The sequence below is a fragment of the Mesorhizobium sp. M1004 genome (genome assembly GCF_040318795.1).
GTDB lineage: Bacteria > Pseudomonadota > Alphaproteobacteria > Rhizobiales > Rhizobiaceae > Mesorhizobium.
The window spans coordinates 1-17,542 of record NZ_JAMYNB010000032.1; the positions used below are offsets into that span (position 1 = coordinate 1).

The 17,542-nt window shown below is 62.4% G+C and carries 20 protein-coding genes, 3 tRNA genes and 1 pseudogene; 15 read left to right on the plus strand and 9 right to left on the minus strand.

Features of this window, described 5'->3' with window-relative positions:
• Both NKH54_RS31995 and NKH54_RS32000 read right to left on the minus strand, forming a co-directional pair.
• Positions 1-241 (minus strand): annotated as a pseudogene (locus NKH54_RS31995) (hypothetical protein); the annotation flags it as partial.
• Complete coding sequence (locus tag NKH54_RS32000; protein ID WP_353029694.1) at positions 238-1,416, minus strand: caspase family protein; 1,179 nt, start codon at positions 1,414-1,416, stop codon at positions 238-240. The gene NKH54_RS32000 and the pseudogene NKH54_RS31995, both read right to left, overlap by 4 nt.
• Before the next feature lie 285 nt (positions 1,417-1,701).
• Here NKH54_RS32000 and NKH54_RS32005 point away from each other — a divergent pair, with 285 nt between their 5' ends.
• The 4 genes from NKH54_RS32005 (at position 1,702) to NKH54_RS32020 (ending at position 5,714) form a co-directional block, all read left to right on the plus strand.
• Positions 1,702-2,736 carry an extracellular solute-binding protein gene (locus tag NKH54_RS32005; protein ID WP_352499657.1) on the plus strand — a complete coding sequence of 345 codons (1,035 nt, stop codon included), beginning with the start codon at positions 1,702-1,704 and terminating at the stop codon, positions 2,734-2,736.
• 97 nt (positions 2,737-2,833) lie between these two features.
• Positions 2,834-4,261 carry an amidase gene (locus NKH54_RS32010; RefSeq protein WP_353007950.1) on the plus strand — a complete coding sequence of 476 codons (1,428 nt, stop codon included), beginning with the start codon at positions 2,834-2,836 and terminating at the stop codon, positions 4,259-4,261.
• Between the two features lie 69 nt (positions 4,262-4,330).
• Positions 4,331-5,020 carry a TetR/AcrR family transcriptional regulator gene (locus NKH54_RS32015; RefSeq protein ID WP_353029695.1) on the plus strand — a complete coding sequence of 230 codons (690 nt, stop codon included), beginning with the start codon at positions 4,331-4,333 and terminating at the stop codon, positions 5,018-5,020.
• 166 nt (positions 5,021-5,186) lie between these two features.
• Positions 5,187-5,714, plus strand: coding sequence for a DUF2569 family protein (locus NKH54_RS32020; RefSeq protein ID WP_245260196.1), 528 nt, complete (start codon positions 5,187-5,189; stop codon positions 5,712-5,714).
• 126 nt (positions 5,715-5,840) lie between these two features.
• On the opposite strand, the gene NKH54_RS32025 is transcribed toward NKH54_RS32020, so the two are convergent.
• A tRNA-Thr gene (locus NKH54_RS32025) sits at positions 5,841-5,916 on the minus strand.
• Positions 5,917-6,074: 158 nt separating this feature from the next.
• Between NKH54_RS32025 and NKH54_RS32030 the strand changes: the two genes are divergently transcribed.
• From NKH54_RS32030 to NKH54_RS32040, 3 genes are all read left to right on the plus strand, one after another.
• Positions 6,075-6,257, plus strand: coding sequence for a hypothetical protein (locus NKH54_RS32030; protein WP_023667458.1), 183 nt, complete (start codon positions 6,075-6,077; stop codon positions 6,255-6,257).
• Positions 6,258-6,377: 120 nt separating this feature from the next.
• The gene (locus NKH54_RS32035) at positions 6,378-6,587 is read left to right on the plus strand and encodes a hypothetical protein (RefSeq protein WP_353029696.1); all 210 of its coding nucleotides are present in this window, start codon (positions 6,378-6,380) and stop codon (positions 6,585-6,587) included.
• Positions 6,588-6,790: 203 nt separating this feature from the next.
• Complete coding sequence (locus tag NKH54_RS32040) at positions 6,791-7,099, plus strand: BA14K family protein (protein ID WP_023667455.1); 309 nt, start codon at positions 6,791-6,793, stop codon at positions 7,097-7,099.
• Between the two features lie 76 nt (positions 7,100-7,175).
• Here the strand turns inward: NKH54_RS32040 and NKH54_RS32045 are convergent, their stop codons facing one another.
• A complete protein-coding gene (locus NKH54_RS32045) occupies positions 7,176-7,538 on the minus strand; it encodes a hypothetical protein (protein ID WP_245259986.1) in 363 nt (120 codons plus the stop codon).
• A gap of 47 nt (positions 7,539-7,585) precedes the next feature.
• Positions 7,586-8,404: an HTH-type transcriptional regulator BhcR gene (bhcR, locus tag NKH54_RS32050; protein ID WP_353029700.1), complete on the minus strand. Its 819-nt coding sequence runs from the start codon at positions 8,402-8,404 to the stop codon at positions 7,586-7,588.
• A 204-nt stretch (positions 8,405-8,608) separates the two neighbouring features.
• Between bhcR and gcl the strand changes: the two genes are divergently transcribed.
• From gcl to NKH54_RS32065, 3 genes are all read left to right on the plus strand, one after another.
• Positions 8,609-10,390 carry a glyoxylate carboligase gene (gene gcl / locus NKH54_RS32055; protein ID WP_353029697.1) on the plus strand — a complete coding sequence of 594 codons (1,782 nt, stop codon included), beginning with the start codon at positions 8,609-8,611 and terminating at the stop codon, positions 10,388-10,390.
• Positions 10,391-10,558: 168 nt separating this feature from the next.
• On the plus strand, positions 10,559-11,356 hold the full coding sequence (gene hyi / locus NKH54_RS32060; RefSeq protein ID WP_023715773.1) for a hydroxypyruvate isomerase: 798 nt from the start codon (positions 10,559-10,561) through the stop codon (positions 11,354-11,356).
• Between the two features lie 214 nt (positions 11,357-11,570).
• Positions 11,571-12,458: a 2-hydroxy-3-oxopropionate reductase gene (locus NKH54_RS32065; protein WP_023715772.1), complete on the plus strand. Its 888-nt coding sequence runs from the start codon at positions 11,571-11,573 to the stop codon at positions 12,456-12,458.
• A gap of 43 nt (positions 12,459-12,501) precedes the next feature.
• On the opposite strand, the gene rlmB is transcribed toward NKH54_RS32065, so the two are convergent.
• Positions 12,502-13,353, minus strand: coding sequence for a 23S rRNA (guanosine(2251)-2'-O)-methyltransferase RlmB (gene rlmB / locus NKH54_RS32070; RefSeq protein ID WP_353029698.1), 852 nt, complete (start codon positions 13,351-13,353; stop codon positions 12,502-12,504).
• Positions 13,354-13,563: 210 nt separating this feature from the next.
• Between rlmB and NKH54_RS32075 the strand changes: the two genes are divergently transcribed.
• Positions 13,564-13,648: transfer RNA gene (locus NKH54_RS32075), tRNA-Tyr, on the plus strand.
• A 28-nt stretch (positions 13,649-13,676) separates the two neighbouring features.
• Positions 13,677-13,750, plus strand: a tRNA-Gly gene (locus tag NKH54_RS32080).
• A gap of 16 nt (positions 13,751-13,766) precedes the next feature.
• On the opposite strand, the gene NKH54_RS32085 is transcribed toward NKH54_RS32080, so the two are convergent.
• A complete protein-coding gene (locus tag NKH54_RS32085) occupies positions 13,767-14,156 on the minus strand; it encodes a VOC family protein (protein WP_023688409.1) in 390 nt (129 codons plus the stop codon).
• A gap of 98 nt (positions 14,157-14,254) precedes the next feature.
• Here NKH54_RS32085 and NKH54_RS32090 point away from each other — a divergent pair, with 98 nt between their 5' ends.
• A complete protein-coding gene (locus NKH54_RS32090) occupies positions 14,255-15,142 on the plus strand; it encodes a helix-turn-helix transcriptional regulator (RefSeq protein WP_023688410.1) in 888 nt (295 codons plus the stop codon).
• Here NKH54_RS32090 and NKH54_RS32095 read toward each other — a convergent pair.
• The gene (locus tag NKH54_RS32095; RefSeq protein WP_023667447.1) at positions 15,139-15,615 is read right to left on the minus strand and encodes a YidB family protein; all 477 of its coding nucleotides are present in this window, start codon (positions 15,613-15,615) and stop codon (positions 15,139-15,141) included. The genes NKH54_RS32090 and NKH54_RS32095 overlap by 4 nt on opposite strands.
• A 130-nt stretch (positions 15,616-15,745) precedes the next feature.
• Here NKH54_RS32095 and NKH54_RS32100 point away from each other — a divergent pair, with 130 nt between their 5' ends.
• Positions 15,746-16,003, plus strand: a complete 258-nt coding sequence (locus tag NKH54_RS32100) for a GlsB/YeaQ/YmgE family stress response membrane protein (RefSeq protein ID WP_353029699.1) — start codon at positions 15,746-15,748, stop codon at positions 16,001-16,003.
• A 65-nt stretch (positions 16,004-16,068) separates the two neighbouring features.
• Here NKH54_RS32100 and NKH54_RS32105 read toward each other — a convergent pair whose 3' ends face one another.
• Positions 16,069-16,956: a DMT family transporter gene (locus NKH54_RS32105; protein ID WP_023681464.1), complete on the minus strand. Its 888-nt coding sequence runs from the start codon at positions 16,954-16,956 to the stop codon at positions 16,069-16,071.
• Positions 16,957-17,268: 312 nt separating this feature from the next.
• On the opposite strand from NKH54_RS32105, the gene NKH54_RS32110 reads away from it, so the two are divergent.
• A partial coding sequence (locus NKH54_RS32110; protein WP_353029689.1) for a GTP-binding protein occupies positions 17,269-17,542 on the plus strand: 274 nt, incomplete at its 3' end.

The following is a 17,542-nucleotide window of genomic DNA, read 5'->3' on the forward strand; positions in this document are numbered from 1 at the left end:
ACGCCACGTCCGAAATGTCGGCAATCCCGCTCGCCGCCGCCCAGGCCACGACGCCCCGCATGCCAACCTTGCCAAGGCAGTAAGCCAGTGTCAGGCGCAACAGATCGCTCGCCGACCTGACGCCCCGCGGGCGCAGGAACGCCTTCGTCTCGCGGGCACTTCCTGCGATCAACTCTTCGCCGCCCAGAAGCTCAATCGTCTCGGCCCAGCCGTTTCGTGTGTCATCGCAGTGTAGAATCACACCCGATTCCGCAGGGCACTACCTATCTTAGCGCCTATGGCCTTATCGGGGGGCGGTTCGGCGCCGGTGGCTCCGCCATCCTGCGGATAGGTCCCGCCGAGATTGTTCTGGGCAGCGGCCGCAGCTGCGTCTTCAAGACGTTGCTTTTCCTCTTCGTATCGTTGCCGAGCCTGCTCTTCCTGCAATTGGCGCTGCTGTTCCTGGCGTTTGTATTCCTCGTAGAGCGCCGCCTCCTTGGCGCTGTCGCCCATCGCGGCATCGGGACTGCCGGAGCCCGGGGCAACGTCCATGGGGTAGGGCTCCTGACCGCTGCCATCGGCGTAGTCGCTGCCATCAGGCTCCCAACCGCCACTCCCGGAGATGTAGCCGCCGCTCGCCATCGCCGGCGGTGCCGGTTCCGGTACAAGCGGCAGCGCCGGTGACGCGCCGGCCACCTGGTCCGGCGTCAGCACAAAGGCAGCGTCTGCCGAGCGGCCATATGCCATCCATGGCCACTGGGCGCCTGACGTTTTGTCGATAGTGGTTTGCCTGACCGAGGCGAGGATGATGGCTATGTCCGCGCCGCGCTTGACCAGCGCAGCGGTGAGCGCATCGGCAAATACGGTGACGGGGCGGGCTTCGTCCAGTGCAACGGTTCCGGGTTTGGGCGACAGAGCGACGATGGCGTGGGTGAGGGGATCGACCGCCGCCAGACCCTGCATCACGCCGGAAGTAGGGTTGTGGCCATCGCCGGGATTGTCGAGCAGAACCACCTTCAATGTCGGGGTTGCCTCGAGCGCCTGCATGAACAGATCGAGGGGCAATGCCGTCTGGTCGACCGTTTCCTTTGAATCGATCCGGGTGCCGCGCGTCAGTAAATAGTTCCTGCCGTTGGCCTGCGCGGTGTGGCCGACATAGTAGAAGATGCCGACGGAGTCCGGTTTGGCCAGGGATTGGGCGAAATCATGCATGGCGCGCGCGACATCGGCGCGGTCGCCATCCGACACCTGCCGGACGGTGAAGCCAAGCGATCGTAGTGTCGCTGCAACGAGTTCGGCACTGAGGTCGGCGTTGGCGATTGCCGGTGAGCCCTCAGAGGCCGGATTGGCGACAACCAGCGCTATCCGCTCTTCGCCGCGCGCAGCGGAGAAGAGCGCCATGGTCATCAGCAGCACGACCGCCAGAAAAAGGCGCATGACCGTGATCCAAGCCCTGCAGGCTGCGGCGCTCACGCCACGGCTTGCCCCAATTCATCAATGGCCCAACCTTGACCATATCATGTCGGCTTCGCCGGCGCACTGCCGGTGCCGATGATGCAGTTGTGTCGCTAAAAGATATTGACTGTATGTTTAGTAATTAATACCGTTGCCCGAGATACCGAGTTGGTCAGCCGGCATTCGCCGGTGAATGATCACCAGGACGAAGGGAACTTAGGGACTCGAGGCGCAATCCCGCCGGTCCCAACAATGGGAGACACAAGCATGCAGTTGAAATCGACCGCCACGGCGCTCGGCCTGTCGCTGCTGGCGATGACCGGCATTGCCCGCGCCGAGGGCGAACTCCAAATCTACAATTGGGGCAACTACACCAGCCCGGACCTGATCAAGAAGTTCGAGGAAACCTACAAGGTCAAGGTTACCGTCACCGACTACGACTCCAACGATACGGCTCTGGCCAAGGTCCGCCAGGGCGCTTCCGGCTATGACATCGTCGTTCCATCGGCCAGCGTGATGCCGATCTGGATCAGCGAAGGCCTGCTCTTGGAAACCGATCCCAACACGATGGAGAACTTTAGAAACGTCGATCCGAGATGGGTCGACGTGCCGTTCGACCCCGGCCGCAAATATTCGGTGCCGTGGCAATGGGGCACGACCGGCATCTCGGTCAACAAATCGGTCTATGCGGGCGATCCGAACACCTCGGCGATTTTCCTCGATCCGCCGCCGGAACTCGCGGGCAAGATCAATGTCGTGCCCGAAATGGGAGACATCATGTTCCTCGCCATTGCCTATGAGGGCGGTAAGTACTGCACCGACGACAAGGTGCTTTTGAAAAAGGTGCATGACAAGCTCATCGAGGCGAAAGCGAAATGGCTGTCGCTCGACTATGCGGCCGTCGACGGTCTCGGCAGGGGCGACATTGCCGCCGGCGTCAACTGGAACGGCATATCGCTGCGCGAGCGGCTGGAGAACGACAAGATCGTCTACGGCTATCCCAAGGAGGGCTTTCCAATCTGGATGGACAATGTCGCGGTGCTCAAGGATGCCAAGAACGTCGAGAACGCCAAGCTCTTCCAGAATTTCATCATGGACCCCAGGAATGCAGCGATGATCTCGGCCTTCGCGCACTACGCCAATGGCATCAAGGGCTCCGAGCCCTTCCTGCCGGCCGATATGAAGGGCGCGCCCGAAGTGGATGTTCCGGCCGAATTTGCCGACAAGGGCCAATTCATGTCGGCCTGTCCCGCCGACGTCCAGGCGCTCTACACCAGGATCTGGACCGATCTGCAGAAATAGCAGCGCCGCCGGCCGAAGCTGACCAACATCGGGCCGCGCATCGCGGCTCGGCCATCCCCAATGCCAGATGCCGTAAAGCCGCCGCGGGAGATTTTTTATGTCCGATCTCGACTTTTGCTACATGCCGGCCAGCGAGGCGTTGCGGCTGTTCAAGGCGAAGAAACTGTCGCCTCTGGAACTGATGCAGGCCACCATCCGCCGCGCCGAGGCAACCAAGGCGACGATCAACTGCCTCACCTTCACGCATTTCGACGAGGCGATGGATCTCGCCAGAAAAGCCGAGGCGAAATACGCCAGAGGCGCCAGGACCGGCGCGCTCGAGGGCCTGCCGATCGGCATCAAGGATGAGAGCTACATCAAGGGCAAGCCGACCTCGCATGGCTCGCTGCTGTCCGGGGACGCCATTGGCGGCCATACCTCGACCATGAACGAGCGTGTCATGAAGGCCGGCGGCATCGTCCACGCCCGCACCGCGACGCCCGAATTCAGCTGCGCCGGTTATACCTGGTCGAAGCGCTGGGGCGTCACGCGCAACCCCTGGAACCCGGATTTCACGCCGGGCGGTTCGTCGGGCGGTTCGGCGGCAACGCTGGCCTCCGGCACGTCGTCGATCGCAACCGGCTCGGACATAGCGGGCTCAATCCGCATCCCTGCCTCGGCCTGCGGCCTGGTCGGCTTCAAGCCGCCTTACGGCCGCAATCCCGATGAGCCGCCGTTCAATCTCGATTTTTTCTGCCACACCGGGCCCTTGGCCCGAAACGTCGGGGATGCGATCCTGCTGCAGAACGTCATGGCCGGGCCGAGCCCGCTCGACATCGCCACGCTGCGCCCGAAACTGCGCCTGCCGCTCGACTACAAGCCGATCAAGGGTTGGAAGATCGCATTCTCCATGGATCTCGGGTCCTTCGAGGTGGATGCGGACGTGCGCAAGAACACGCTCGCTGCCTGCGATGTGTTCCGCTCGCTCGGCGCCACCGTCGAGGAGGTGGACCTCGGCTGGGGCGACGAGGTGCTCAAGGCCGGCATGGCCTATCTCGAACATCTCTTCGGCGCCTCGCTGTCGCCGCTGCTCGCCAAGAACGGCAAGGACATGACCAGCTATGCCAGGCAGTTCGCGCAGGACGGGCAGAAGTCGAAGGCGACGGATTTTGTCGCGACGCTCGATGTGGCGGCCAGGATGTACCTGACGCTGGGGCCTTTGCTGGAAAAATACGACGTGCTGATCTGCCCGACCAATGCGCTTCCCGCAGTGCCGGCGGAATTCGATCAGACCAAAGGCAAGGTCGAGATCAATGGACGAGAGGTGAACCCGTCGCTGGGCTGGGTGATGACGACGCCGTTCAACATGCTGAGCCGCTGCCCGGTTCTGTCGATCCCGTCGGGCCGCGCCGCCAACGGCGTGCCGACAGGCATCCAGATTGTCGGCCGCACCTATAGCGACGCTGACGTGTTCCGGGCGGGTATGGCCTATGAGACGGCTCGTGGTCAGTGGTACACGAATGCCGGGACACGCCCGGCGCTGTGAGTCCGCAGGGCGCCGGCATGCCAAGGCAGCGGCGGGATGTTTCGGCCGCCGGGGAAAGGCCTGACGACAATGGCGCAACGCATAGCCACTCCGGATGCGGGAAAAAGCAAGGCGGCCAAGGGTGCGGCGAACGACGCCGCGCCCAAGGACCGCCGGCGCGAGCGCGGCGAAGCGAGCGTCCAGCGCATCATCGACGCCACCATCGAGCTCATCGCGGAGGAGGGGCTGGCCAGCGTCACCATGCAGCGCATTGCCGAGCATGTCGGCTCGTCCAACGCACTGGTGGTCTTTCATTTTCGCAGCAAGGAGAACCTGTTCCGGGCCGTCCTGCAATATCTCAGCGACCAATATGACGCGCTGTGGCTGACGCTGGTGCGGGCGCCCGGCCTGTCGCCGGTCGAGCGGGTGTTGGGCGCGGTCGATTGCGCGCAGCGCTTTGCCCGGCAGCATCCGAAATGGGTCTCGGTCTTCGTCGTGTTTTCCAGCGACCGCAAGAGCATGCAGATCTACAATGAAATCGGCCTGCCGAGCGATCTCGCCTACACGGCCGAAGCGCGCGAGCTGCTGATCGAGATTTCACGCAGCGGCGGTTACACCGGCGTCGACATAGACACGCTGTCGGAGAGCCTGAACTATCTGGTGCATGGCGCCTGGTATTGGGACCATCTCAACCCGTCCAGCCGCGACACCGACGTGCTGCGCAAGACCATGCTGCTCCTGCTGCACAAGGCCTTTCCGCGGCATTTTGACTTGGGGTGAGATGCGGCCATTGCGAGCGACGAAAGCGTCCTCTGCAAACCTAAACCCGAAAATCTCTACGATGCCTTGATCTCTGTAAAAACGCTTGCACAATCCAGAGGTGCGAGCTAAACAACCCAGGGATGTATTCGAGGGTGGGTAAATGTGGCATTGGGCGATACTTCTGTTGCTGATTGGCGTGCCGGTTTTCTTCGCCGTCCGGTCGTCGCGCAAATCGTCACAGAGCCCAGATGACCTCGTGGGGTTCGGCGGCTGGCTGATCCTGCTGGCGATCAGCCTGTCCCTTTCGCCGTTGCGCACACTTGTCGATATGGCCAGTCTGGTCAAAACCTACCAACAGCTTGTTACAGTGCCCAACGGGGCCTTGGCCATCTATGGCGAGGCAGCCCTCAATCTGGCATTTCTGGTGCTTCAGCTGGTCGTGCTTGTTTCGATGCTGCGGCGAAGCCACCGCTTTCCGCAGCTGTTCATATGTCTGTGGTTCGCGATCCCTCTCTTATTCGTACTGGACACAGTTTGGATATCGACTGTTCTGGGTGTCCCGGTAAACCGTTTGCTTGCCGGAGGAGCTCTGGTTACACCTTTGGCATCCTTCATAGTCACAGGGATCTGGGCCGCCTACGTCTACAGGTCGGTTAGGGTGAGGAACACGTTCGGCGATACGGCAGCCATACAGGCTGCCACATTTTCCTAGAAGGTCCGACGGCTGCGAGTTGGCCTGATGTCGTGCTGCCAGCTCCGCCGAATAGAACCGTCGGCAGTCCTCCTTCGACTAACGAGCTTCGAGTGGCCTGCCACCCGAAGCTCGAAGAGCGAAGGGTGGTGCCCCCGGACGGAATCGAACCGCCGACCTTCGGTTTACAAAACCGCTGCTCTACCAGCTGAGCTACAAGGGCACGGCGCTCCGGTTAGCATATTTCGTGCGCCAGTAAAGACAAAACTCCGTTTTCGATCGCTAATGGACCCCGCCGAGGTGGGCGGGCCGCCATGCTGAAAACCGCCAATGCGATCCCTACATATCTCTCAGGTGCAAACGCATCGAACGGGGTGTCGCATGATCAGACTTGTCATCATCCTGCCGCTTGTCGTCATTGCCTGGCTGCTTGCGGTAAAGCTCATCAGGGACGTGAAGAGCGCCAATGTCGACTGGACCGGCATCGCCGCCATCGTCGGTTTTATCGCGATGGCGTTTTGGCTGCGGCATGTGACTGGGATGGGGATGAATGGTGAATGGTGAATGGGCGAACGCCTTTCGGACCATTGACTACTCACTACTCGCTCAAAACCTCGAACCTTTCACCACGTCACCGCGACTGATCTCCAGAGGCGAATGGTCGCCTCGATCAAGGAGATCATCATGTTGAAGCGCAGTCTTACTTCGGGCCTGGTCGCCATCTTCGTCGCCACCGGCGCGCTCGCCGGTACCGTGCAGTCGTCCTCCGCTCACAGCCATCATCACCACCATCACAAGCACCACGACAAGCCCTGGTGGTGGTGGAACCATCACCACAAGCATCATCACCACAAGCATCATCATCACCACGGGAAGGTGATCATCTTCCTTTGAGCGAGACGACCTGCCTCGCGGAAAGGGCGGCTTCAGCCGCCCTTTTTTGCGTTGAGCGCTCGATCGATCAGATCATGGTTTCCATCGGCTGATTTCCAGCCTTCAAGAAAATCCCAAATTCTTTCGAACCTTTTTCCGCGCCGAAACGACTGATGATCAAGAGGCGGATGGATCGCCTCTCGCAACGAAACAAGGAGATCGTCATGTTCACGCGCAAAATCGCTTCTGCCCTCATCGCCAGCACCGTCGCCGCCACCTCGCTGGTCGGCACCGTCCAGCCGTCGGCCGCCCACAGCCATCACCACAACCGCGAAATCGGCATCGGCATCGCCGCCGGCGTCGGCGGCTTCGTGCTCGGCAGCCTGCTCAACCAGCAGCCCCGCACCGTCTATGTCGACGACGAGGGTGGCTCCTGGCACGTCCGCCGCTGCGCCAATCGCTACGCCAGTTACGATCCGTACTCCGACACCTATGTCGGCTACGACGGCTACCGCCACTATTGCCGCCTTTAAGAGGAGGCACCCCCACACGGAAAGGAGGGGCTGTACGCAGCCCCTCCTTCCTGATTTGAGCTCGCCGCGGTGCGGGCTACGGTTCGGAGATCGGCAATCCCGCTGCACGGCAGATGCGGGCAACACTCGCATTCTGCGATTGATCCCCCATGGCGATGAGTTCGAAGCTGCTTCCTTCATCCGGATAGATCTTGGCGGCGAACGGTTGGTCTGTTGTATGACCACCGGACGACGTCTTTGCAGCGACATGGCCGCAGACCAGGATTTCGCGGCGGCCGTCGAGCGTTCGCTCGCCGGCACGCATCGTCCCGAATTTGGCGGATACAGGATCCTGTAAATGCTGGCGAATGCCGATCGTGATTGTCTCCTCCAAAGCGAGCGAGATCGGAATCTCGCTGACTTGCTGGGAGACAGGGGCGGGCTCGGGCGCCGTCGCCACGCATCCGCACAGTGAAGCGGCGAGCAAAAGCTGAAGCGTTCTCCGCATTATAATTGGAACCCGCCGATCATCCTCGTCACCTCAGCGGCGGCGTCGCGCACCAGCGGCCCGATCTCGTCCAGCCGCTCCATCGTCACCCGCACCGTCGGTCCGGAGACCGAGACACCGCCGATCGGCTCGCCGAACTCGTTGAAAATGGCGGCGGCCACGCAGCGCATGCCGGGATGCCGCTCCTCGTCGTCGACCGACCAGCCGCGGTGCTTGATGACAGCCAGGTCATGGGCCAGCGCCGAAATGTCGGACAGCGTCTTGTCGGTGAAGCGCTGCAGGCCCGACTTGCGCAGGATGGCGGCGACGCGTTCCGGCTCGAGCTGCGCCAGCACCGCCTTGCCGATGCCCGAGGCATGGAAGGAGCTGCGCGTGCCCGGGCGGAAGAAGGCGCGGATCGCCTGATGGGTCTCGACCTGGCTGACGAAAACGACGCAATCGTCCTCGGCGACGCCGAGATTGGCGGTTTCACCGGTCTTCTCCATCAATTCCTGCATGACCACGCGGGCCCGGTCGACAAGCTTGCGGCGGCGCAGGAAGGCGGCACCCATGCGGTAGGTCTCGACGCCGATCGACCACAGCTGGTCCGATGTATCGAACTCGACCATCCCGTGGTTCTGCAGCGTCGTCAGCATGCGATAGGCGGTGGACGCCGCAAGCTCGCTGCGCGCCGAAATCTCGCTCAGCGACAGGCCACTGCCTTCGGCGACGATGGCCAAGATGCGCAAGGCCCGGTCGAGCGACTGTACAGAACCGGCCTCGGACGGACCGTTGAAAGCGCGCGGCCGGCCGCGCTGGCGTTTTTCGCTGGTTTCCATGGCGGCATTGTCGCCGGTTTCGCCGAAATCGCAATGAAAAACTTTTTCATCAATTTTGATGGCCGGATTCATGGAAAACGAAAAAGCCAGTGGAATCAGTGTATAGAAGGGGTTTTCTCGAAATGAAAAATTATTCTGAAAAAATTGAAAAATGAAAACGACACTGGCATTGTCAACCAACCAACAATCTTGAGGAGGCTGGACATGGCCAGGATGCGCGCTGTCGATGCAGCGGTTCTCGTTCTCGAAAAGGAAGGCATTTCCTGCGGCTTCGGCGTGCCGGGCGCGGCGATCAATCCGTTCTATTCGGCGCTGAAGGCGAGGGGCTCGATCCGCCACATCCTGGCGCGCCATGTCGAGGCGGCCTCGCATATGGCCGAGGGCTACACGAGAGCTAAATCAGGCAATATCGGGCTGTGCATCGGCACGTCGGGCCCGGCCGGCACCGACATGGTCACCGGGCTCTATTCGGCGGCGGCGGACTCCATCCCGATCCTGTGCATCACTGGTCAGGCGCCGCGGGCACGGCTCAACAAGGAGGATTTCCAGGCTGTCGATATCGCCGCCATAGCCGCACCCGTCGCCAAATGGGCGGTCACGGTCATGGAGCCCTATCTCGTGCCGATGGCGCTGCAGAAGGCATTTCACCTGATGCGCTCGTCGCGACCGGGCCCGGTGCTCATCGACCTGCCGGTCGACGTGCAATTGGCCGAGATCGAATTCGATATCGATGCCTATGAACCGCTGGTCCCGTTCAAGCCGGCAATGTCGCGCGCCCAGGCCGAAAAGGCCTTGGCGATGCTCAATGCCGCGGAAAAGCCGCTGATCGTCGCCGGCGGCGGCATCATCAACGCCGATGCGTCGGATCTGTTGATCGAATTTGCCGAGATAACGGGCGTGCCGGTCATCCCGACGCTAATGGGCTGGGGCGCGATCCCCGACGACCACCGGCTGATGGCCGGCATGTGCGGGCTGCAGACCTCGCATCGCTACGGCAATGCGACGATGTTGGAAGCCGATTTCGTCTTTGGCATCGGCAATCGCTGGGCCAACCGCCACACCGGTTCGGTCGATGTCTACACCAAGGGCAAGAAATTCATCCATGTCGACATCGAACCGACCCAGATCGGCCGGGTGTTCGCGCCGGATCTCGGCGTCGTCTCGGACGCCGGTGCGGCACTAAAGATGCTGCTCGACGTCGCCACCGAATGGAAGACGGCAGGAAAGCTGCGCGACTGGTCGGGCTGGGCGAAGGAATGCCAGACCCGCAAGAAGACGATGAAGCGCAAGACGCATTTCGAGCAGGTGCCGCTGAAGCCGCAGCGCGTCTATGAGGAGATGAACAAGTCGTTCGGCCGTGACACCACCTACGTCACCACGATCGGCCTCTCGCAGATCGCCGGGGCGCAGTTCCTGCATGTCTACAAGCCGCGCAACTGGATCAATTGCGGCCAGGCCGGCCCGCTCGGCTGGACGCTGCCGGCAGCGCTTGGCGTGCGCGCCGCCGATCCGGATCGCACCATCGTGGCGCTGTCGGGCGACTACGACTTCCAGTTCATGATCGAGGAACTGGCGGCCGGCGCACAGCACAAACTGCCGTATATCCATGTCGTCGTGAACAATGCCTATCTCGGCCTGATCCGCCAGGCGCAGCGCGGTTTTGCGATGGATTTCGAGGTGAGCCTGGCCTTCGAGAACGTCAACCGCGCCAACGATCCGGAGGCCGGCTACGGCGTCGATCATGTCGCGGTCGCAGAAGCGATGGGCTGCAAGGCGGTCCGGGTGCGCAAACCGGAAGAGTTCGCCGGCGCGTTCAAGGAAGCGCAGCGGCTGATGAAGGAATACCAGGTGCCGGTGGTGCTCGAATTCATCCTCGAGCGCGTCACCAACATTTCCATGGGCACGGAAATCGACAAGATCACCGAATTCGAGGACCTTGCCGAAAGCCATGAGGATGCGCCAACGGCGATTGTGTTGCTCGATTAGGCGCGCCGATATTCAGGTGAGACAGGCCTGCAAACGGCGCCTTCCTGCGCTTCCGGTGCTCACGTACAGAAAGTACGTTCCGCTCCGGTTTTCGAAAGTCACCGTTTTCGACTCTGCCCGACCTGAATCTCAACACGCCTAGGGCCAAGCAGAAGAAGGAGAAAAAGAATGCCGCGTTTTTCAGCCAATCTGTCGATGCTCTTTGGCGAGCATGAGTTCCTCGATCGCTTCGATGCCGCAGCCCGCGCCGGCTTCAAGGGCGTCGAATATATCGGCCCCTATGATCATACGCCTGACGTGGTCGCGGCCCGGCTGAAGAAGAACGGCCTGACACAGGTGCTGTTCAACCTCCCGGCCGGCGACTGGGGCAACGGCGAGCGCGGCATCGCGGTTTTGCCCGACCGCGCGCCGGAATTCCGGCAAGGCATCGCCAAGGCGATCAGCTATGCCCATGCGCTCGGCTGCGAGCAGGTCAATTGCCTCGCCGGCATCGCGCCGCAGGGCGTGGATCGTTCGGTGCTGGAAAATACTTTAGCCGAGAACCTCGCGTTTGCAGCCGAGAAACTGGAGCAGGCCGGCATCCGGCTTTTGATCGAGCCGATCAACACGCGCGACATACCGGGTTTTTTCCTGAACTATTCGGAGCAGGCGCTGGCGCTGATCGAGCGCGTCGGTTCGAAGAACCTGTTCCTGCAATACGACATCTATCACATGCAGATCATGGAGGGGGATCTCGCCCGTACCATCGAGGCCAACCTCGGCCGCATCGCGCATATCCAGCTTGCGGACAATCCCGGCCGTCACGAGCCGGGGACGGGCGAGATCAATTATCCCTTCCTCTACGAGCATATCGACAGGATCGGCTATTCCGGCTGGGTCGGAGCGGAATACAAACCGAAGGCGGGGACGGAGGCTGGGCTGGGGTGGTTTCGGGAGCTTAACGGGCAGGGGAGTGCCGCGGCTTAGCTGTTACGATTGAAGTCGCGTTCCTTCGCGCCCCCCTCTGGCCTGCCGGCCATCTCCCCCACAGGTGGGGAGATCGGACGTCATCCCGGCTTTCGCTCCCCAACATTGCAGGGTGAGCGAGGCGCCGAAACTGCCAATCTCCCCACAAGTGGGGGAGATGGCCGGCAGGCCAGAGGGGGCGCGAAGGAACTCAGCCTCAACAAAGGAGAAAACAATGGAAACCATCGGCTTCATCGGCCTTGGCATCATGGGCGCGCCGATGGCGGGGCATCTCCTGGATGCCGGCTACGCCGTCATTGCCAGCGACCACCGCTCGAAGCCGCCGGCCGATCTCGTCGCCAAGGGCTTGAGAAGCATCACCGGCCACGCGGCAGTGGCGAAGGCCGCGGATATCATCATCACCATGGTTCCCGACACCCCGCAGGTAGCCGAGGTGCTGTTCGGCGAGAACGGTGTCGCTTCCGGCCTGAGCAAGGGCAAGCTGGTCATCGACATGAGCTCGATCTCGCCGATCGAGACCAAGGTTTTCGCCAAGAAAATCAACGATCTCGGCTGCGACTATCTTGACGCGCCGGTGTCGGGCGGCGAGGTCGGCGCAAAGGCGGCGTCCCTGACCATCATGGTCGGCGGCGAGGACAAGGCGTTCGAGCGCGCCAAGCCCGTGTTCGAAAAGATGGGCAAGAACGTCACGCTTGTCGGCCCGAACGGCGTCGGCCAGACCACCAAGGTTGCCAACCAGATCGTCGTAGCCCTGACCATCGAGGCGGTCGCCGAGGCGCTGGTCTTTGCCGCAAAAGCCGGCGCCGACCCCGCCAAGGTCCGGCAGGCGCTGATGGGCGGGCTGGCGGCATCGCGCATCCTCGAGGTGCATGGCGAGCGCATGATAAAGCGCACCTTCGCGCCGGGCTTCCGCATCGAACTGCACCAGAAGGATCTCAGCCTGGCGCTGGAAGGCGCCAAGGCGCTCGGCGTCTCATTGCCCAACACCTCGACGACGCAGCAGCTGTTCAACTCGTGCGCGGCGAATGGCGGGGCGAAAGAGGATCATTCGGCGCTGGTGCGGGCGCTGGAGCGGATGGCGGGGCATGAAGTGGGTGAATAGTGAACGGTGACGGTAAGAACGCTTTCCATTCAGCATTCACTATTCACTTTCCAAGGAACTTCCGTGCCGCATAAAGGCTCACCGCCGCGGCGTTCGACACGTTGAGCGAGCGGATGGCGCCGGGCATGTCGAGGCGGGCGAGTGTCGTCACCGTCTCGCGCGTCTTCTGGCGCAGGCCCTTGCCTTCGGCGCCGAGCACCAGGGCTATCTTTTTGCCTGAAAAACTCGTTTCGAGTTCGGCCGGCCCGTCCGAATCGAGGCCGATGGTCTGGAAGCCGGCTTCGTGCAGCTGTTCCAGCGCGTCGGCGAGGTTCTTCACCTCGACCTGGTCGATATGTTCCAGCGCGCCGGAGGCGGATTTGGCCAGCACGCCGGATTCCTGCGGGCTGTGGCGGGCCGTGGTGATCAGCGCACCGGCGCCGAAGGCGACCGCCGAGCGCAGGATGGCGCCGACATTGTGCGGGTCGGTGACCTGGTCGAGCACCAGCACCAGTTTGGTATCGCCGAGCGCGTCAAGGCGCTTGGGCTTCAGCGGCTCGGCCTCGATCAGCACGCCCTGGTGGACGGCGTCCGAACCGGTGATCTTGTCGATGTCCTTCGGCTCGACCAGTTCGGCCTTGAACGGCAAAGCGGCGAGGTCGGCGATCGCCAGCCGCTCGGCGGCATTGCGCGTCACCAACATCTTTCTGATCCGCCGGCGCGGATTGTCGAGCGCGGCGCGCACCGTGTGCAGGCCATAAAGCCGCACCAGCCCGTCGGCGGCGTTCTCGCCCGGCGGCACCGGCTGGCGCGGCCGGAAGGCAGGCGCGCCGCCGGCCTTCTCGTCGCGATGAGCGCGACGCAGCTTGGCGTAGTGGGTGTCTTTGGCGGTCTTGGACGTGTTGTCATTGCTCATGGCCGGCTTCTATAGCCGCGTCGCCGGGCCATGGATACAGGCAGAAAGCCGGCTTGCCGGGTGAGCTGTCAAAATCAGCGCATTTTGCCTTGCGGTGCGGTTGACACCCACTGGCCTTGCCGCCATAAGGCGCTTCGCTGATTTCGGACAAAACCCTGGTTTCGACCTGATCGGCGAGAATGCCTCGTTGCAAGGCTTCGACGGCAGGCTGGAGAGGTGCCCGAGTGGTTAAAGGGGACGGACTGTAAATCCGTTAGCTTAGCTTACGTTGGTTCGAATCCAACCCTCTCCACCACTGCCAGCCCGCGAACCTTGAGGACGATGCGGGTATAGCTCAGTGGTAGAGCAGCAGCCTTCCAAGCTGAATATGCGGGTTCGATTCCCGCTACCCGCTCCAAACTCCCCACTCCGCATCAGATCTCAGCGAATATCTCGACAACGTTGCCGTCCGGATCGCGGAAGAACACTGTCCTGTGGCCCCATTCCTGGTCGGTGAGCGGCAGGACCGGCTGCACGCCCTTGGCCTGAAGCGCCTCGGCGCAAGCAGCGACCATCTCCGGCGCCACCCGGAATGCCAGCTGAAGCGACAGCGCATCCCGCTGCTGCGGCGTGTCGTTGAACATCATGCCGAGGCTGGTCAAGGCCAGCGTGTTCGGGCCGACCCGATATTCGATCCACCTGTCGCCGAGTTCGCGCTGCAGATCAAATTCCATCACATCCCCGTAGAAGTGCCGCATGGCGGCCATGTCGCGGGCGAAGATGACGGTGTAGTCGATCTGACGGATTTCATTGAGCGCATTCATTGTCGAAGTCCCGTGGGCTGATGTTCGATCGCCCGCAACCTAGCTTTCCTTTAAAGTAGTACAAGACTATAGCTTATACTGGTATCGGAGGTGACTGCATGCCATACGACGGCCCACGGCACGATGAGCTTGCCCGCTTCCTGCGCGAGCGGCGGGACCGCTTGCCGCGGATCGATGGCGCCAATGGCCGCCGCCGGGCGCCGGGCCTCAGGCGCGAAGAGGTCGCCGCCGAGGCGGGGATCAGCACCACCTGGTACACCTGGCTCGAGCAGGGACGGGAGGTGAACGCGTCGCCGCAGGTGCTTCGCTCGCTGGCGCGGGTGCTGAGACTGAGCCGGTCGGAGCAGGCCTATCTCTTCCAATTGGCGCGGCCCGATCTCGATTGGCGAAACCGGCTCGGCGCGCAAGGCCTGCCCAGCGCGCCGTTGCTCAGCCTGCTCGACGGGCTGGCGCCGCACCCGGCATATGTCGTCAATCGCTACTGGCAGGTCGTCGCCTGTAACCATCCGGCGGCGGTGCTGCTTGGGGATTTCGAGACGGATGATGAGTGGTCCGGCAGCCTGCTCGCCCGGCTGTTTCTCGACCTGGAATGGCGGCAGCGCTTTGTCGACTGGCCGGAGGTTTCGCGCTCGGCGGCGGCGCAGTTCCGGCTTGCCACTGTCGCCATGACTCGCGATCCGGTGCTGGCTGCGCTGGTTTCGTCACTGGAAGCGGCAAGCGAAGCGTTCGCCACGTGCTGGAACAGCCGCGACATCGCCGAGCCACCGATCTGGCGGAAATCCATCCGGCACCCTGTCGCCGGCGCGATGTCCTTCGATTTCGCCACGCTGCAGCCGGGCGGCCGCGACAGTGATTTCTCAGTTTCCGTCTACACGCCGGTCGATGCGTCGACTGCCAGGCGGTTCGCCGCGCTGGTCGGAGCAACGCCCGACAGCCGCAAGGCGGTGCCGGGCGTGTTTGCGCGTGATGCAGGCGCAGAAGTCTAGCTGTTGAAAGCGGACGCGACCTGGTGTTGCTGCGGCACCTGTCCGTTCGGCGTCAGTCTGTCGACAATGCCGGGCAGGGCTGTGGACAATTGCTTGAGCAACTCCTGCTCGTCCAGTCCGGTCCTTTGCGCGATCTCTCGAATGACCTGCGGGCCGATCGCCTTGCCCAGATCATTGGCGTTGATCGGCTGGTTCTGCCCGGTGCCGACCCATGAGTCAGCAACATTGCCTTGGCCGGCATTCTTGAGCTTGTCGAGCAGTCCGCCCAGTCCGCCAAGCAGGCCGCCGTCGCCTGAGGCCGTGGTTCCGGTGGGGGCTGGCGTTTGAGGCTGGGCGGGCTCGCCCGTCTCTTCGGCACTCGTCTGTTCGGCGCTTCTGCCGCTCAGCATCTTTCCCACCAGCAGCGCGCCGAGCGCGATCATCAGCGGTTTGGTGATGTTGCCGCCGGGCACGGCGTTGTCAAAAAGTCCCATAGGTCAATCCTCCATAACGACCAAGCCCGTCCCGCCGGCTACAATGGACCATGCGGGCGGAATTTCAAGTTGGCTTGAGCTTTTGACAATCATGTGACCATGATCGGCGGGCGGGGAATGGAGAGGAAAAATGAGCATTATCAGCTGGATCATCCTCGGCGTCATCGCCGGCTTTATCGGCAGCAAGATCGTCAACAAGACCGGCCAGGGCCTGATCATGGATATCGTGCTCGGCATTGTCGGCGCCATCGTCGGAGGGCTGATCTTCAGCGCCTTTGGCGCCACGGGTGTGACCGGCCTCAACATCTGGAGCCTGATCGTCGCCATCATCGGCGCGGTGGTCGTGCTGTGGGCCTATCACCAGTTCTCCGGCAAGCGAACGCTTTAGGCGCCAGTCTGCCGACTGGCCGACCGCAGGTCGGCCAAACCTGCTTCGACGCGTTGACTTGAAGGTCAGGCGACGACGGTCAGCCTGCGCTTGCGTTCATCAAGCGAGACGATGGTCAGCCCGCTCGCGACCACCAGCAGGATGCCGCAGACCGCCAGGGCATTCGGGAACTGGCCGAACACCAGAACGCCTGAGATGACCGCCCAGACGGTGAAGCAGTAGTAGAACGGCGCCACCACGCCGGTCGGACCGACGCGATAGGCCATGAAGATGAAGAAATGGCCGAAGATCAGGAAGAATCCGGCGCCGGCCATGAGCAGCAGGTGCCGGGCTTCCGGCATGACCCAGCGCTCGGAAACGAGATGCGCGGCGCCCGCGCCGATCAGCACCACCACAACGGCGGAAATGGCGACGATCATGCCCGGCACCTCGGCCGCGACCCGCCTGCCGGCAAGATCGCGCGCCGCCGCCAATGCCGCGTTGCCGAGCGCCAGCAACGCATAGACCGAGATGCCCTGCATGGTCGGCTGGGCCACCATGAGCGCACCGATGAAGCCAAGCCCGATCAGCGCCATGCGCACGCCGCCGATCCGTTCGCCGAACAGGATGGAGGAGCCGACCAGCATCAAAAGCGGGGTGATCTGCCCGAGCGCGGTCGAATCGGCGATCTGCATGTTGGCCAGCGCCACGACGTAGCAAAGGATGGCCGCCAGCTCGAGCAGGTTGCGGCGCAGCACGCGTTTGTCGAAGATCAATGGAATCTGCCTGCCATAGCCCAGCAGGAACAGCAGCGGCATGCCCCATAGCGTGGCCGCGACCCCGCGCAGGAACAGCACTTCATAGGACGGCAAGCCCGCGGTCGCGAGTTTCATCATCGTGTCGTTGACGAGGTACGACCCCGTCGAAACGATCATGAACAGCGGGCCGCGTATGGAGGTCGGTATGAATTGCATGGGGCAACCAAATCAGACCGCCGCCGTAGCGGCAATGGGCCAGGCGCTGGCTGCACATCCGGCAGGCAAAGGCCAGGACATGGGCGGGACAGGACATGGGCGGGAATAGCAAACAGGTGCTGGAGCCCGCAGCCCCCATTTCATTTCCGCTCGCGCGTTCCTATATCAGCGCCACATCCCGCAATCGGATCATCGGTTCGCACCGAGTGGACAGCGCACCCGGCCACAAGGCACTTGTGTTTTTCGGCCGTAGTCGCTAATCGCCCCGCATTCGACTGAACTGAAGGTCAAGGCCGTCCAAGGAAAGAGACTATGGCAAAAGGTAAATTCGAGCGTAACAAGCCTCATGTGAACATTGGCACGATTGGCCACGTCGATCATGGCAAGACGTCGCTGACGGCGGCGATCACGAAGTATTTTGGCGAGTACAAGCGCTACGACCAGATCGATGCGGCGCCCGAAGAGAAGGCCCGCGGCATCACCATTTCGACGGCGCACGTCGAATACGAGACGGCAGCGCGCCATTATGCCCATGTCGACTGCCCCGGCCACGCCGACTATGTGAAGAACATGATCACGGGCGCTG